General features: G+C 70.8%; 14 protein-coding genes. 10 read left to right on the plus strand and 4 right to left on the minus strand.

Translation table 11 applies throughout. The features are described 5' to 3' along the window. Positions 1–229: 229 nt before the first annotated feature. On the plus strand, positions 230–2,455 hold the full coding sequence (locus tag O3W51_RS04535) for a right-handed parallel beta-helix repeat-containing protein (RefSeq protein ID WP_269284054.1): 2,226 nt from the start codon (positions 230–232) through the stop codon (positions 2,453–2,455). Between the two features lie 161 nt (positions 2,456–2,616). On the opposite strand, the gene O3W51_RS04540 is transcribed toward O3W51_RS04535, so the two are convergent. After that, the gene (locus tag O3W51_RS04540) at positions 2,617–2,790 is read right to left on the minus strand and encodes a hypothetical protein (protein ID WP_187145045.1); all 174 of its coding nucleotides are present in this window, start codon (positions 2,788–2,790) and stop codon (positions 2,617–2,619) included. A gap of 237 nt (positions 2,791–3,027) precedes the next feature. Here O3W51_RS04540 and O3W51_RS04545 point away from each other — a divergent pair, with 237 nt between their 5' ends. The 4 genes from O3W51_RS04545 (at position 3,028) to O3W51_RS04560 (ending at position 6,498) form a co-directional block, all read left to right on the plus strand. Beyond that, on the plus strand, positions 3,028–3,681 hold the full coding sequence (locus O3W51_RS04545) for a response regulator transcription factor (RefSeq protein ID WP_138357505.1): 654 nt from the start codon (positions 3,028–3,030) through the stop codon (positions 3,679–3,681). Between the two features lie 5 nt (positions 3,682–3,686). After that, a complete protein-coding gene (locus O3W51_RS04550) occupies positions 3,687–4,961 on the plus strand; it encodes a sensor histidine kinase (protein WP_381585986.1) in 1,275 nt (424 codons plus the stop codon). A gap of 473 nt (positions 4,962–5,434) precedes the next feature. Then, positions 5,435–5,737: a DUF4193 domain-containing protein gene (locus tag O3W51_RS04555; RefSeq protein WP_138356502.1), complete on the plus strand. Its 303-nt coding sequence runs from the start codon at positions 5,435–5,437 to the stop codon at positions 5,735–5,737. After that, the gene (locus tag O3W51_RS04560) at positions 5,656–6,498 is read left to right on the plus strand and encodes a hypothetical protein (protein WP_443048240.1); all 843 of its coding nucleotides are present in this window, start codon (positions 5,656–5,658) and stop codon (positions 6,496–6,498) included. Before O3W51_RS04555 ends, O3W51_RS04560 begins: the two co-directional genes overlap by 82 nt. Here the strand turns inward: O3W51_RS04560 and O3W51_RS04565 are convergent. Together O3W51_RS04565 and O3W51_RS04570 are read right to left on the minus strand one after the other, a co-directional pair. After that, the gene (locus O3W51_RS04565; protein ID WP_138356504.1) at positions 6,485–6,931 is read right to left on the minus strand and encodes a DUF3093 domain-containing protein; all 447 of its coding nucleotides are present in this window, start codon (positions 6,929–6,931) and stop codon (positions 6,485–6,487) included. The two genes, O3W51_RS04560 and O3W51_RS04565, sit on opposite strands and share 14 nt — an antisense overlap. Positions 6,932–6,978: 47 nt before the next feature. After that, positions 6,979–7,863 (minus strand): SDR family oxidoreductase, encoded by an 885-nt coding sequence (locus O3W51_RS04570; protein ID WP_138356505.1) that lies wholly within the window; start codon positions 7,861–7,863, stop codon positions 6,979–6,981. An 89-nt stretch (positions 7,864–7,952) separates the two neighbouring features. Here O3W51_RS04570 and O3W51_RS04575 point away from each other — a divergent pair, with 89 nt between their 5' ends. From O3W51_RS04575 to O3W51_RS04585, 3 genes are read left to right on the plus strand one after another with little or no spacing between them, the layout of a single operon-like run. Further along, positions 7,953–8,558, plus strand: coding sequence for a PaaI family thioesterase (locus tag O3W51_RS04575; RefSeq protein ID WP_138356506.1), 606 nt, complete (start codon positions 7,953–7,955; stop codon positions 8,556–8,558). Further along, complete coding sequence (dut, locus tag O3W51_RS04580) at positions 8,555–9,088, plus strand: dUTP diphosphatase (protein WP_138356507.1); 534 nt, start codon at positions 8,555–8,557, stop codon at positions 9,086–9,088. Before O3W51_RS04575 ends, dut begins: the two co-directional genes overlap by 4 nt. A 2-nt stretch (positions 9,089–9,090) precedes the next feature. Continuing rightward, the gene (locus O3W51_RS04585; RefSeq protein WP_138356508.1) at positions 9,091–9,870 is read left to right on the plus strand and encodes a DUF3710 domain-containing protein; all 780 of its coding nucleotides are present in this window, start codon (positions 9,091–9,093) and stop codon (positions 9,868–9,870) included. On the opposite strand, the gene O3W51_RS04590 is transcribed toward O3W51_RS04585, so the two are convergent. Then, the gene (locus tag O3W51_RS04590) at positions 9,867–10,949 is read right to left on the minus strand and encodes an IS630 family transposase (protein WP_269284061.1); all 1,083 of its coding nucleotides are present in this window, start codon (positions 10,947–10,949) and stop codon (positions 9,867–9,869) included. The two genes, O3W51_RS04585 and O3W51_RS04590, sit on opposite strands and share 4 nt — an antisense overlap. 492 nt (positions 10,950–11,441) lie before the next feature. Here O3W51_RS04590 and O3W51_RS04595 point away from each other — a divergent pair, with 492 nt between their 5' ends. Then, on the plus strand, positions 11,442–12,176 hold the full coding sequence (locus O3W51_RS04595) for an ABC transporter ATP-binding protein (RefSeq protein ID WP_138356510.1): 735 nt from the start codon (positions 11,442–11,444) through the stop codon (positions 12,174–12,176). A gap of 87 nt (positions 12,177–12,263) precedes the next feature. Beyond that, positions 12,264–12,872, plus strand: a complete 609-nt coding sequence (locus O3W51_RS04600; protein WP_138356511.1) for a hypothetical protein — start codon at positions 12,264–12,266, stop codon at positions 12,870–12,872. Positions 12,873–12,973: the final 101 nt, after the last annotated feature.

The following is a 12,973-nucleotide window of genomic DNA, read 5'->3' on the forward strand; positions in this document are numbered from 1 at the left end:
GGCCGTCCGCGGGCGGCAGCGGGTCGGGCAGCGCTCGCGGGAAGGGCGCTCCGGGTGCTGTGTCAGGGCCCTGTGAAATGATCGCCGAGCGGCTCAAGGGGGGCCGTTCAGCATCGTTCATGGGGGAATCATCAACATTCGCATAGGCGCGTGGGGCGCCGCCGCACTGCTGGGGGCGGTCGCCCTTCCGGTCGTCCTGCAGCCGGCCGCGGCCGCCGCTCCGGCCAACCTGTATGTCAACAACGCGGCGTCCGCGCACTGCACGGACACCGGCTCCGGCCTGGAGGCCAAGCCGTTCTGCACCGTCTCCGCCGCGGTCGCCGCGGTGCAGCCCGGCCAGACGGTGCACATCGCGCCGCAGGGGACCTATCCCGAGCAGGTCAATCTCACCAAGTCGGGCACGGAGGCCGCCCCGATCACTCTCGTCGGGGACCCCGTGTCCTCATCCGGGGTGTGGTCCAGCGCCTACTACTCGGCCACCATCGGCAAGCGCGACGCCGGCGGTACGGCCCGCGGGCTGACGATCAGCGGCGCCCAGCACATCCGGATCAAGAGCCTCAACTTCGCCGCCGTCGACGAGGGGGTGCGGATCGAGAACTCCTCGGACGTGTCGTACGTCAGCGGATGGGTGACCGGGGCCGCCACGGCCGCCGTCCACGTGCTCGGCACCTCCGAGAAGGTCACCGTCGGGCGCCTGAACCTCGACGTCATCAGCGGTCCCGGCATCGTGGTGGACCCCGGTGTCAAGGGCGCCGTGCTGACCACGAACCACGTGAACGCGTATGACGGCGACGGGATCTCCGTCACGGACTCACCCGGCGCGGTCGTGGTGGGCAACTCCGTCTTCAGCCGTTGCCACGACGGCATCGTGCTGGCCGGGGCCTCCTCCGGTGCGACGATCGCGAACAACGTCATCGCGCCGACCGACGTGCCCGGCTGGGACTCCTTCGAGTGCTTCTCGGAGCACCCCACCCGCCTGACCGTGGCCCCGGGCTCCGTCACCGGAACGAAGACGGACTACAACGTCCTCAGCACGATCGACGGCCGGTCGGCGTACAACTGGGCGGGCACCGCGTACGGGTACCAGCCGGCCTTCAGGTCCGCGACCGGCCAGGGCACGCACGACTTCTTCGCCGATCCGCTCGTCCCCTGGAAGGGCGACAAGCACGCCAAGCCGCTGCCGGCCATCGACTCGGCGGACATCACCGCCCCCGGGATGCTCGACGTCGACTCCCAGGGCAACAAGGCGGTGGACGACCCGCTGACGCCGAACAGCGGCGGCGGCCACCGGGACCGGGGTGCCCGGGAGTGGCTGGACGTCGGCAGCCTCTACACCCCGCAGGGGCCGACGCGTCTGCTGGACACCCGCTCGTCGCATGGTGACGCCACGCAGCTGCCGACGGCCGTCTCCATGCAGCTTCAGGTGACCGGCCGGAACGGGGTGCCGGCCACCGGCGTCACCGCGGTGACCCTGAACGTCACCGCCACCGGTACCACCGGCGCGGGCTTTCTGGCCGTCTACCCGACCTATTCGAAGCCGATCGCCTCGAACCTCAACTGGGCGGCGGGCGACACCGTCGCCAACCTGGTGACCGTTCCGGTGGACGACAACGGCCGGATCACCATCCAGCGCGGTGGTCAGGGCACCACCGATGTGATCGCCGACCTGGCGGGCTATTACAGCGCCAAGGGAAGCGTCTTCACCACCGCGGGCCCCACCCGGGCAATGGACACCAGGAACGGCACGGGCGCGCCGCAGGGCGCGGTCCGCTCCGGCGGCTCCGTCGATCTCCAGATCGCGGGTACCAACGGCGTCCCGGCGACCGGCGTCACCGCGGTGACGCTGAACGTGACGACGACCGCGCCGACCGCCTACGGCTTCCTGACGGTGTACCCGCACGGCGCGACCCGTCCGGTCGCTTCGAACCTCAACTGGGCGCCGGGCAGGACCGTCGCCAACCTGGTGACGGTCCCCGTGGTGGACGGCAAGGTGTCCTTCTACAGCGGCGGCACCGGCCCTGGCACGGTGCAGGTCATCGCGGATGTGGCCGGCTACTACAGCGGCCAGGGGCACAACACCTTCCACGCCGAGACACCCTTCCGGGTGCTGGACACCCGTAAGGCCGACCTGAGCGACTGCACCGACCAGGACCGTCCGGCCGCCGTCATCCCGCCCGGCGGGACGCTCGATGTCGCCCTCAACTGCTACCAGACCTCCGATACCACGTCGCTCACGCTCAACGTGACGGTGACCGGCACGGGCGCACCGGGCTTTCTGACGGTGTACCCGCACGGGCGGCAGAAGCCGGTGGCCTCCAACATCAACTGGATCGCCGGTCAGACGGTCCCGAACCAGGTCGTCGTCCCGATCGGGGACGGCAAGATCTCGTTCTTCAACGGCAGCGGCGGGAACATCGACCTGGTGGTCGACGTCCTCGGCTACCACTCCGTCTGACCGCTCGGCCGACGACCGCCCGCTGCCGCACGCCCGTCCGGGTGCGGCAGCGGGCACGGAAGCGCCCCGGCACCAGGGAGGTGTCCGGGGCGTGCCGACGGCTGCTGCTCTGCCGTTCCGGTTCGGGGGCCAGGGCCTGGCGGCCCGGCCGGGCGTACTGGTCAGGCGACCTTGGACTGGATGTGCACGCCGTGTTCCGCGGCCAGGCGCCGCAGATCGTCGAGCTCGCCCTGTTCGACCTCGGCAAGGAACTCGTCGCCGGCCTCACGGGCGTGGTGGAGGTCGGATTCAGTGCTGTGTATCCGCTGCAGGATTCCGGTGGTGAATGCGTCCATCAGCTGGCGCCCCCTCGTCGTCGTCGTTGACACGGGGTGTGTCAAAGCCCATAACGGCGCGGCGGGAAGCGCGTCGGGGCTTGGTTGGTGGGTGTACGACGGGTCCTCCCCGGGCCCGGCGACGAGGAAACCTCGAGCGGACGACGAATTCCGGTCCGGTCGCCACTTACCGCCGGTTTACGGCCGTCCGGTGCAGGATGGGAGCACATTCGTACTGCTCACGGAAGGAACAGCGCCTTGCGCGTACTGGTCGTCGAGGACGAGCAACTGCTCGCCGATGCGGTTGCCACCGGACTTCGCCGCGAGGCCATGGCCGTCGACGTCGTGTACGACGGTGGCGCCGCCCTGGAGCGGATCGGGGTGAACGACTACGACGTCGTGGTCCTCGACCGTGACCTTCCGGTCGTCCACGGTGACGACGTCTGCCGGCAGATCGTCGGGCTGGGGATGCCGACCCGGGTGCTGATGCTCACCGCCGCCGGCGATGTGAGCGACCGGGTGGAGGGGCTGGAACTGGGCGCCGACGACTATCTCCCCAAGCCCTTCGCGTTCAGCGAGCTGACCGCACGGGTCCGCGCGCTGGGCCGCCGGACGACCACGGCCCTGCCGCCGGTCCTGGAGCGGTCCGGCATCAAGCTCGACCCCAACCGCCGGGAGGTCTTCCGGGACGGCGCCGAGGTGCATCTGGCGCCGAAGGAGTTCGCGGTGCTGGAGGTGCTGATGCGCAGCGAGGGCTCGGTGGTCTCCGCCGAGCAGCTCCTGGAGAAGGCGTGGGACGAGAACACCGACCCGTTCACGAACGTGGTGCGGGTGACGGTCATGACGCTGCGCCGCAAGCTCGGCGAGCCCCCGGTGATCGTCACCGTGCCGGGCTCCGGATACCGGATCTGACCGGCGTGACCACTTCCTCCGCCCCGCCCCCGCCCCCCGCCAGGCCACCCGCCGACCGGGCCGCTCCCCGCCGCCCCGGCTGGGACCTGCTGCCGGCCGAGGCGCCGCCCCCGTGGCTGCGGCCGACGATCCGGATACGGCTGACGGTCCTGTACGGCGGCATGTTCCTGATCGCGGGCGTCCTGCTGCTGTGGATCAACTACCTGCTGGCCGCACAGGCGCTGCACCAGGGCATGGAGCTGCCCTTCCGGCTGCTGGGCGCCAATGTGCAGCCGACGGACGCGTGTCCCAATCTGCAGAGCAGCAGCGGCAGCAGCACCATCGACCAGTTCAACGCCGCGCTGAACATCTGCATGCAGCACCAGCGCGAGCTGGCGCTCAACACGCTGCTCAGGCGCTCGCTGATGGCCCTCATAGGGCTGACCGTGGTCGCCTTCGCCTTCGGCTACGTGATGGCCGGGCGGGTGCTCTCGCCGCTGGGCAGGATCACCCGCACCGCGCGCGGCGTGGTCAGCTCCGACCTCAAGCGCCGGATCGAGCTCGACGGCCCTGACGACGAGCTCAAGGAGCTCGCCGACACCTTCGACGACATGCTCGACCGGCTGGAGCGGTCCTTCGACGCGCAGCGCCGCTTCGTGGCCAACGCGTCGCACGAACTGCGGACGCCACTGGCGATCAACCGCACGCTCCTGGAGGTGCAGCTGGCCGACCCGGAGGCGTCGGCCGACCTCCAGCAGCTCGGCAAGACTCTGCTCGCCACCAACGAGCGCAGTGAGCAGCTCGTGGAGGGCCTGCTGCTGCTCGCCCGCAGCGACAACGAGATCGTGCACCGCAAGCCGGTGGACGTCGCGGAGGCGGCCTCCCAGGCCCTCGACCAGACCCGCGCCGAGGCGCAGGCCAAGGGCGTGGAGCTGCGCAGCGAGCTCGGGCCGGCGGTGGTGCAGGGCAACGGCGTGCTGCTGGAGCGGATCGCGCTGAACCTGGTGCAGAACGCCGTCCGGTACAACACGGCCGACGGCTGGGTCGAGGTGACGACCGGCACCGAGGCGGGCCAGGCCCTGCTGATAGTGACGAACACCGGCCCGGTGGTGCCCGCCTACGAGGTGGACAACCTCTTCGAGCCCTTCCGCCGGCTCCGTACGGAGCGAACGGGCAGCGACAAGGGCGTGGGCCTGGGGCTGTCCATCGCGCGCTCCGTGGCGCGCGCTCACGGCGGCTTCATCTCGGCGGAGCCGAGGGAGGGCGGTGGCCTGGTCATGCGGGTGGTGATCCCGCTCTGACCGCGAACCCGGCGGCGGACCCGGTGGCAGGGTCCGCCGTGGTCGGCCGAAGTCTTCCGAAGGGTCTTCCGAGGGCCGCAGAACCCCTCGTGAGGGTCGGATCGTGTTCGCTTTGCGAGTAATTTCGCGGTCTGTGAATCGAGGGGAGCTGGTGTGATTGATCACACCTGGAATTCCGGTCCTGCCTACCCTGCGTGATCACTACGCCCGAAAAAAGACCGGAAAATCCATGTTTCCGCTGGTCATGATCACGGGAAGTACACGTGTTGGCACGAGTGATGTGCGACTTTCAGACCGGAACAGGTCCTGATCGGCCACTGCCACGATCACCTCATCCGGGGTGACGTTGGGTGTCGATTGAGTAACAGGCCTTGATGTGAGGCAAAATCTCCGCCTCAGGTCGGGCACAAGTCCGGCCTCCCGCGCGTTACGTGCGCAGACACCAGCAGATACCCAGAGGGGGAGAGCGACACATGGCAACGGATTACGACACACCACGCAAGACTGACGATGACGTCAATGAGGACAGCATCGAGGAACTGAAGGCTCGCCGGAACGAGAAGTCCACGTCCGCGGTGGACGTCGACGAGTTCGACCAGGCCGAGTCCCTGGAGCTGCCCGGCGCCGACCTCTCCAACGAGGAGCTTTCGGTCCGGGTGCTTCCCCGGCAGGCGGACGAGTTCACCTGCATGACCTGCTTCCTGGTGCACCACCGCAGCCAGCTGGCCGGCGAGGCGAAGAACGGCGACCCGATCTGCCGCGACTGCGCGGCCTGAGGCAGCGGGTAGCCGTGAAGGGCTCGCCTGAGGGCCGGGAGGACGACGAGCGGGGCCGTGCGGCCTCGCTCGCGGCCGCCATAGGGCGCGGGGTGAAGAGCGGGGCCAGGAAGGGCGGCAGGGGCGCGCGGGTCGGTATGGGCTCGCTCGCCGAGCCGCTCGGCGACGCGGCCCCGCGCATCCCCGTGCGCGACCTGGACACACTGCGCAAGCAGTTCCCGGGTCTGGGTCCCGAGGACATCGCGGACAAACTCATCGCCGGTGCCGTCAAGGGCACCATGACCGTCGGAGCAGGCGTGGGAGCGGCGGCGATGCTGCCGACCCCGCCCGCCATGCCGGCGGAGCTGGCCGCGGAGACGCTCGGCGTCGCGGCGGTCGAGTACAAGCTCATCGCCGAGCTGCACGAGGTCTACGGGCTCCGTGCGGCCGGCACCGTACGGGAGCGCGCGACCGCCTACCTGTGGTCGTGGACCGAGCAGCGCGGCATCGACGTGCTCAAGCTGTCCTCGCTCAACGTCGCACTCGGCGGCAAGATGAAGCGGGAGCTGCGCCAGCAGCTCATCAAGCGCACGGTGCGGAACCTGCCGACGCTGACCCCGTTCATGATCGGCGCGGCCGTCGGCGCCACGATGAACCGGCGCGACACCAAGAGGCTCGCGGAGAAGGTCCGAAAGGACCTGCGTGCCGCTCAGATCCCCTGGGACGCGCTGCCCGGCCCCGAGCTGCCCCAGGCTCCCCCGCCTCCCGCTATCGAGCTCTGACGGCCTCCAGGGCCTGTGCCAGGCGCTCCGGGGAGCGCGTCGACAGATAGACATACGGCGTCGGGTCCGCCGGGTCCGTGATCTCCACCTTGAGCGCGGTCGGCACGTAGCTGCGCAGCAGCATGAAGGCGCGCGGGTTGGCCTTCCGCCCGCGCCAGGCGATCGTCTCCGCCGGGTCCAGCACCGTCGCCTCGCCCAACGCCGCGACCGGGATCTTCGCCTCGCCGGCGACCAGCGAGCCGGCCACCACCCGGATCCGCGCCGAACCGTACGAACTCAGGCCCATCGCCGCCAGCGCGGTCCCGCCGGCCAGACCCGCCAGCATCGGCAGCACCCCGAAGGGGAAAAGGATCAGCGCGGCGGAGACTCCCGCCCCCAGAGCCAGGAGCCACCAGGAGCGCGGGACGGTGAGGCGTTCGTCGTAGGGCTGCATGGCACCCAGCTTGGCAGACGCTTTCCGGCCGTCCACCGCCCGGCCGGTCACTTCCCGCGCAGCCGGTCCACCGCCCGCGCCACCCGCGGCGGGGCGGCCCGCAGACCGCTCGCGAGCTGCTTGGCCCAGTCCGTCGCGACGGTCGGCGCCAGCACGTCCAGGGCCGCCGCGGAGCGGGCGCCGCCGCCCACCAGGTACCGCGCCAGCGGGCGCCGGGCGTTCAGCGCCTTGAGGACCGCCAGGGCCACCGGACGCGGACCGGGCAGCGTCCGGGCGTCGCGCACCACCTGGTCGGCGCCGGAGTACTGGTCGCGGTAGGCCGAGGTCCGCCCGGCCGGCAGCAGCTCCGCGCCCTGCTCCCAGATCCCGGTGCGGTGCGAGCCCGGCTCGATCAGCACGACCTTCACACCGAAGGACTCGGTCTCCATGCGCAGCGCGTCCGTCACCGACTCCAGGCCCTGCTTGCTGGCGCAGTACCAGCCCAGCATCGGCAGCGAGACCCGGCCGGCGACCGACGAGATGTTGACGATCCGGCCGTCCCGGCGCTCCCGCATCGCCGGCAGCACCAGCCGGGCGATACGGGCCGGGGCGATCAGGTTCGTCTCCAGCTGGCGCCGCACCTGCTCGTCGCCCACGTCCTCGACGGCACCGGGCTGGGCGAAACCCGCGTTGTTGACCACCGCCCAGGGGCCGCCGTCCGTCATCATCGCGATCTCCGTGAACGCCTGGACGCACGACGTCGCGTCGGCCACGTCCAGCAGTACCGTCCGCACCGCCGCCCCCGTACGTTCCACCACCGCCCGCAGTGTCTCGGCCTTCTCCGGCGTCCGCACCGTGCCGATCACGTCGAATCCGGCGTGCGCGAGCTCGAGGGTGACGGCGAGGCCGATGCCTCGGCCGGCTCCGGTGACGACGACGGACTTGGGACTCATGTGCGCTCCGGTCAAGGTGGGGTGGAAGCCGGTACGGGTCAACGGACGGCCGACGGGAAAGGATCCCGCAGGAGGGTAGGGTCTCGGGCGTGAGTGGAGCTACCGCATCCGAGAGCCCTGGCCGGCCGGGCCTGAAGCCGCCGCCAGACGCAGGCCTGCCCGTACGGCATCCCGGTGCGCCCGCGCCCGGCGAACTGCTCGGGGCGCACTACGACCAGTGTTTCGGCTGCGGCGAGGGACAGCCGCACGGACTGCACCTGGAATCCCGTGCGGGTGATGGCGTGAGCGTCACCGCGGAATTCACCGTACAGACCGCCCACCAGGGCGCGCCGGGCCTCGCGCACGGCGGCGTGCTGGCCTCGGCGCTGGACGAGACGCTCGGCTCGCTGAACTGGCTGCTGCAGGTCATCGCGGTGACCGGCCGGCTGGAGACGGACTTCGTCCGCCCGGTGCCCGTCGGCACCACCCTGTATCTGCGGGCGCACTGCCGCGCGGTCGCCGGACGGAAGATCTACAGCACCGCCGAGGGCCGGATCGGCGCCCCCGACGGCCCGGTCGCGGTCCGCGCCGAGGCCCTGTTCCTGGAAGTGAAGCTCAACCACTTCACGGACAACGGACGTCCCGAGGAGATCCAGGCCGCGATGTCCGACCCCGACCAGGTCAAGGTCGCCCGCGCCTTCGAGGTGAACCCGTGAGTGAAGCGGCACGGCGTCCCGTGGACGTTCTCATCCGCCGTCTCGACGACTCGGTGCCCATTCCGGCGTACGAGCACCCCGGCGACGCGGGAGCCGACCTGGTGACCACCCAGGCCGCGGAACTCGCCCCCGGCGAACGAACGGTGCTCCCCACCGGCGTGTCCATCGCGCTGCCGGACGGGTATGCGGCCTTCGTGCACCCCCGCTCGGGCCTCGCGGCCAGGTGCGGAGTGACCCTCGTGAATGCCCCGGGAACGGTCGATGCCGGGTACCGTGGGGAGATCAAGGTGATCGTGGTCAACCTGGACCCACGCGAGAGCGTGCGGTTCGAACGGGGAGACCGGATCGCCCAACTGGTCGTCCAGCAGGTCGAACGGGTCCGCTTCCACGAGGTCGCGGAACTTCCCGGTTCTGCCAGGGCCGCTGGGGGCTTCGGCTCCACCGGGGGGCATGCCTCGGTAGGTGATGCCCCCGACGGCCAGACCAGTAATGGATTCGCTTCGGTCGTTGCAGACCGGGAAGGACAGTGACCGTGTTCCGTCGTCGTCGCAAGGAGCGCGAAGACGCCCTCGACGAGCTCGAGGGCGCGAGCCCGGACGAGCTGGCCGAGGACGCCGAAGACGCCGGGGAGTCCGACGACTCCGGCGAATCGGGTCGGTACAACCTTCCGCCCGCCCCCAGGCCCGACGGGCCCTGGGACCTGAGCGAGGTCAAGCAGCCCGGCGAGGGCCGGGTGGACCTCGGCGGACTGTTCGTGCCCGGTGTCGAGGGCATGGAGCTGCGCGTCGAGGTGGCCGGTGAGTCGATCGTCGCCGCGACCGTGGTGCTGAACGACAGCGCTGTCCAGCTGCAGGCGTTCGCCGCCCCGAAGTCCGAGGGCATCTGGGGCGAGGTCCGGGACGAGATCGCGTCCGGCATCACCAAGCAGGGCGGCATCGTCGACGAGATCGAAGGTTCGCTGGGCTGGGAGCTGCGCGCGCAGGTGCCCGTACAGCTGCCGGACGGTACGAACGGTGTGCAGCTGGTCCGCTTCATCGGCTGTGACGGCCCGCGCTGGTTCCTGCGCGGGGTCATCTCCGGCCAGGGAGCGGTGCAGCCGGAGGCCGCGGGCCTGCTGGAGACCGTCTTCCGCGACACCGTCGTGGTGCGCGGCGAGACGCCGATGGCGCCGCGCGACCCGATCGTGCTGAAGCTGCCGACCGACGCCCAGATGGTGCCCGAGGGCATCGCGCAGGAGGAGACCGAGGGGCCGAAGTTCGGCGACGGGCTCGACCCGTTGCGCCGCGGCCCGGAGATCACCCAGATCCACTAGTGTTTTGAGTCGGGAATTCTGTTCAGATATGAGGCGAGGCGTTCGAGGATCTCGTCTGCGGTCTTCGTCCAGAGGTAGGGCTTCGGGTCGGTGTTCCATGCGGCGATCCAGTTACGGATGTCCTTCTCCAGGGCCTGGACGGACTTGTGGACGCCTCGCCGTATCTGTTTGTTGGTCAGCTCGGCGAACCACCGCTCGACAAGGTTCAGCCAGGACGATCCGGTCGGGGTGAAGTGCAGGTGGAAGCGGGGGTGGGCCAGCAGCCACTTCTTGATCGCAGGTGTCTTGTGGGTCGCGTAGTTGTCGCAGATCAGATGAACGTCCAGGCCGGCCGGCACTTCCTTGTCGAGTTTGATCAGGAACTTCTTGAATTCCTCGGCCCGGTGGCGGCGGTGCAGGGACCCGATCACTTTGCCGGTGCCGACCTCGAGCGCGGCGAACAGGGTGGTGGTGCCGGCACGGACGTAGTCATGGGTGGCTCGCTCGGGAACTCCGGGCATCATCGGCAGCACGGGCTGGGACCGGTCCAGGGCCTGGATCTGCGACTTCTCGTCCACGCAGAAGACCAGGGCCCGCTCGGGCGGGTCCAGGTAGAGACCGACGACATCATGGACTTTGTCCACGAAGTACGGATCCGTCGACAACTTGAAGGTCTGCGACCGGTGCGGCTGCAGGCCGAACGCCCGCCAGATCCGCGACACCGTCGACTGCGACAAGCCCATTTCCTTCGCCATCGAACGGGTCGACCAGTGCGTCGCGTTCTTCGGCGTGGATTCCAGCGTCCTGGTGACCACCGCGGCGACCTGCTCGTCCGTCACTGTCCTGGGGCCACCCGGACGCGGCATGTCACCCAGGCCGGCAATCCGGAACTGTACAAACCGGGCCCGCCAGCGCCCCACCGCCTGCGGTGTGGAACCGAGTCGAGCCGCCACGTCCTTGTTCGGGACACCGTCAGCACACGCCAGAACGATCCGACACCGCAGGGCCCACGCCTGCGGCGTGGAACGACGCCGCACCCACTCCTCGAGCGCGGCCCGTTCCTCATCCGACAGCGTCAACTCGGCCTTCGGCCGCCCCATCCGTGCCATAGGCCAAGCCTACACATCTGAACAAAATTCCCGACTCAGAACACTAGGGCGGGTTGCGAAAGTAGCGCCGTTCGCCCGGAGGGCGTGGCCCACGGCGTCTGGTGCGTGCGCTCGCAAGGCGGAGGGTCGTCCTCGTACTGGACGTACTGGGACGAGCCCGACAACGCAGCGAGGGCGCGTGCCAGACGCCGTGGGCCAGGCGGGACTTTCGCAACACGCCCTAGAACCCGCCGCACCCCGTTCCACCGGTGCGTCGGATGACCGACCACGGCCAGGGGCCGGATCCATGATCACGGATCCGGCCCTTCGCCATGTCCGGAGGAGCCCGGGCCGGGAAATCCTTGACCAGGTGGATAGGCTCCAGCTGGCAAGCGCGTACACGCAGTAGCAGTACGGCGGCCGGGGCCGACGGGTGCGGCGCACGGCCGGGAACGACCACAACGGGGTGTGGCCCGGTGATCCGGGTCAGGAGGGGGACAGCGCATGAGCGAGCAGTCGACGGGGCACGCGGGGACGGCGGTCGCGGACGGGCCGGCGACGGGGGAGATGGTCGTCGTCGAGGACCTTCGCCGCACCTACGGCAGCGGGGAGACGGCCGTGCACGCGCTGCGCGGTGTCTCCTTCCGGGTGCCGCGCGGTGAGCTGGTGGCCCTCAAGGGCCGATCCGGCTCCGGCAAGACCACCATCCTCAACCTGGTGGGCGGCCTGGACTCGCCGGACGGCGGCCGGATCACGCTCGACGGCACCGACCTCGCCGGGCTCGGCGACAACGGCCTGCTGGCGCTGCGCCGCGACCGAATCGGCTTCGTCTTCCAGTCCTTCGGACTGATCCCGATCCTCACCGCCGCCGAGAACGTCGGCGTCCCCATGCGGCTGCGCAAGGTGCCGCCGCGCGAGCGCGAGGAGCGCGTGGAGCTGCTGCTGTCGCTCGTCGGGCTCTCCGACCACGCGGCCCAGCGCCCCGGCGAGCTGTCCGGTGGCCAGCAGCAGCGGGTCGCCATCGCCCGCGCCCTGGCCAACCGGCCCGTCCTGATCATCGCGGACGAGCCGACCGGTCAGCTCGACGCCGAGACCGGCCTCGCCGTCATGGAACTGCTGCGCGCCGTCGTCCGCAGCGAGGGCGTCACCGCCCTCGTCGCCACCCACGACGCCCAGCTGCTGGCCCTGGCCGACCGGGTGCTCGAACTGCGCGACGGCCGGATCGTCGACGAGAGCTGAGCCGGCGGCCTGAGCACCGGGGCTCAGCCGCCGTCCGCCGCCTTGAGCGTGGTGGCCACGCTCTGTCCCTGGAAACCGCTCCGCAGGGTGACCTTGCCGCTGCCGGACGTCCCGGCGGCGCCCGGCGGCGTGCCGGTGCAGGAACCCGGGCAGATGGCCGCGGATCCCGCCCAGGACGTCGCCCACCGAGCCGTCGTGCGGCAACCGCTCCTGGGCCGTCACCCGCCCGCGCAGGTCCACCACGGCGAAGGTGGTGTGCGGCAGCGCGATGTGCACCCCGCAGACGGCGTGGTGGGCGGGGTCGACGTCCACCGGCACCTGGGGGCGGCCGGCCCGTGGCGGACCGTCCGGCGGCGGCAGCTCGCGCAGCAGCCCGAGCCCGATCAGCTCGGCCGTGTGCCGGGAGACGGCGGCCGGGCTCAGCCCGGTGTCCCGCGCCAGCGCGGTCCTGGCCACCGGACCGCCCCGCAGCACGGCCCGCAGCACCGCCCCGGTGGCGCCGCCCTCGCCGCCGCGGCCGGCGGCCGGCGCGGGCACGGACGGCAGGGCGACGAGCCATGGCGGGCGGTCGGTGGAGGGCATGCGCCGATGCTCGCTGGCGGCGCGCGGCGGGTCAACGGTCCGGCGTTACGTCCGTATGGCAGTCCTGCGAACGCGGTTTGTCACACGCTGCCGCGGCCCATCGCGGCCCCCTGATGAACGGGGAACCCTGCGGCCGGCAAGGGTCCGGAGGGTCACCCGGAGGGGTTAAGGCGCCGTCAAGGTACTCCCCGGCGGCCACCCCGGTCCCATATGTC

This window comes from Streptomyces sp. H39-C1 (assembly GCF_027158125.1).
GTDB classification, from domain to species: domain Bacteria; phylum Actinomycetota; class Actinomycetes; order Streptomycetales; family Streptomycetaceae; genus Actinacidiphila; species Actinacidiphila fildesensis.